We start from the raw sequence: 1,892 nt of genomic DNA, 5'->3' as shown, positions 1-1,892 counted from the left end.
TGCGTTCGCGTAGCGTGACCGTAGGTCAATCGCGTAGCGAACGCATCCTGGTGTCGGTAATGGTCAAACCCATACTGGGTTTCAATCCTATTCTGAAGTAACATCATTACCATCGGAAGATATTCAGCAACTTCAAAGTCAGCTGCAACAGGCCAAAGCTCAGATGGAAGCGATGCAAAAGGTTTTGCACAACAAACACTTTGTGTTACTTGAACACTAACGTTATGTCTAGTCCATCACCCATCGACCCCCAACCCCCATCGGGCTCAGAATTCGAGCTAAATCTGCTCAAACAGGAATATTTTTTCCTGCAAACTACTGTAGAAGATTACAACAAACAAATCTGGGTGATTAAAGCCTTGGGGATTACGGCCACTGGTGTGGTTGTGCGCATGGTCTTAAAAGAGAAACAGAATAGCATCGCCCTGATTGGGTGTGCTATTCCCCTGTTTTTCTGGATTCTGGAAAGTCAATGGAAGCACTTCCAGCGCGGTTTCTATCCCCGTTTGGGACAAATTGAGGAAATTTTGACTCAGGAGTTTAACTTGCGCAGTCCAGCTATTTTTACTGGCTGGAGTCGTACCTTTAAGCGCAGTAATGCTCCGAAACGCCAAGGTTATCTTTGGGATGGTTTATTAAACCGTAGCGTTTGCATTACTTATCTGTTAGAAATTGGCTTTCTTTTGGTATTATCGTTAATTAGTTTGTAGGTATCATAAGTTTTTAAGAGGGAACAGCGGATCTGGGAATCGGGAATCGGGAATCGGGAATCGGGAATCGGGAATCGGGAATAAATGGTGGCCTAGTGTGGCGATTATAAATGAGTATAAAATAATTGCTCTGAAGCTTACTAAATCAAGCTTTTATGGATTAAAAAAATCCATTTTTATTAAAATGGCCTTTCGTATTGTTTTATAATCTAATGAGGTACATAAAATTTTTTTCGACTGCCGACTTTTCTCTTAACTCCTGTATGCTCCCTGTTCCCTATTCCCAGATCCGCTGTTCCCTAAAACCCAAAAATTTGTACCTCAGCCAATTGAGAACTGCTACATATGCGCGTAATCATCCAACGAGTCAAATCCTCTCAAGTCGAAGTAGAAACAACAGTGATTGGGAAAATAGGGCGAGGGCTTAACCTACTAGTCGGTATTGCGGATACTGATACGGAAGCTGAGTTAGACTGGATGGTGCGAAAGTGTCTAGAATTAAGGCTATTTGCTGACGAGACTACTGGTAATGACCGTTGGGAAAAGTCCGTGCAGGATATAGGTGGTGAGCTATTGGTGGTTAGCCAGTTTACCCTTTACGGAGATTGTCGCAAAGGACGCCGCCCTTCCTTTAGTAAGTCCGCTGCTCCAGAATACGCTAGGGGATTATATCAACTATTTGTGGATAAGTTACGGATGAGTGGCTTACGGGTAGAAACTGGTGAGTTTGGTGCGATGATGGAAGTTTCTATAGAAAATGATGGTCCTGTGACACTGTTGTTGGAGAAAGAGGCATCAGTAAGGTAAGGGAACAGGGAATAGGGAACAGCGGATCTGGGAACAGGGAGTGTGGGAAGTGAGATGACTAAGTGGTGCGCCAAAGGTGCCAGCACAAATTTGGTCGAGTTTGCTCCCATATCGGCTTTTGTCGTAACGGAAAAGGCTGGTTTCGGCTCTGTGAATGTGTCCGTGGAGGAAGAAGCGAAATCCAGCAACGGCCAGTTGTTCGATCAATCCAAAGTCAGTAATGCGATGCGTGAGCATTGAGCCGCTACGCGATGAAGCGTTCGCAAAGCGTGGCCTACGGCCTCAGCTTCCGCGCTTATGGGATCGCATTACTGATCAGCCTCCTATGATAGTGTCCAGTTCAGGTCATGGTTACCAGGAACTAGAACAATTTCC

The 1,892-nt window shown here is 44.9% G+C and carries 3 protein-coding genes; 2 read left to right on the top strand and 1 reads right to left on the bottom strand.

The features are described 5' to 3' along the window. Positions 1–224: 224 nt before the first annotated feature. Both F6K20_RS36570 and dtd read left to right on the top strand, forming a co-directional pair. Complete coding sequence (locus tag F6K20_RS36570) at positions 225–710, top strand: hypothetical protein (RefSeq protein ID WP_008188646.1); 486 nt, start codon at positions 225–227, stop codon at positions 708–710. 345 nt (positions 711–1,055) lie between these two features. Next, entirely contained in the window at positions 1,056–1,517 is a 462-nt protein-coding gene (gene dtd, locus F6K20_RS36565; protein ID WP_008188648.1) for a D-aminoacyl-tRNA deacylase, read from the top strand. Here the strand turns inward: dtd and F6K20_RS36560 are convergent. Continuing rightward, positions 1,506–1,754 (bottom strand): hypothetical protein, encoded by a 249-nt coding sequence (locus F6K20_RS36560; protein WP_131827069.1) that lies wholly within the window; start codon positions 1,752–1,754, stop codon positions 1,506–1,508. The two genes, dtd and F6K20_RS36560, sit on opposite strands and share 12 nt — an antisense overlap. Positions 1,755–1,892: the final 138 nt, after the last annotated feature.

It is taken from the genome of Moorena sp. SIO2C4, assembly GCF_010672485.1.
GTDB classification, from domain to species: domain Bacteria; phylum Cyanobacteriota; class Cyanobacteriia; order Cyanobacteriales; family Coleofasciculaceae; genus Moorena; species Moorena producens.
This window is presented reverse-complemented; position numbering and strand designations above follow the sequence as displayed.

Excerpts from the sequence above, each read along its gene's own strand:
- F6K20_RS36570 (WP_008188646.1), top strand. The coding sequence starts at position 225 with ATGTCTAGTCCATCACCCATCGACCCCCAACCCCCATCGGGCTCAGAA.
- dtd (WP_008188648.1), top strand. The coding sequence starts at position 1,056 with ATGCGCGTAATCATCCAACGAGTCAAATCCTCTCAAGTCGAAGTAGAA.
- F6K20_RS36560 (WP_131827069.1), bottom strand. The coding sequence starts at position 1,754 with ATGCTCACGCATCGCATTACTGACTTTGGATTGATCGAACAACTGGCC.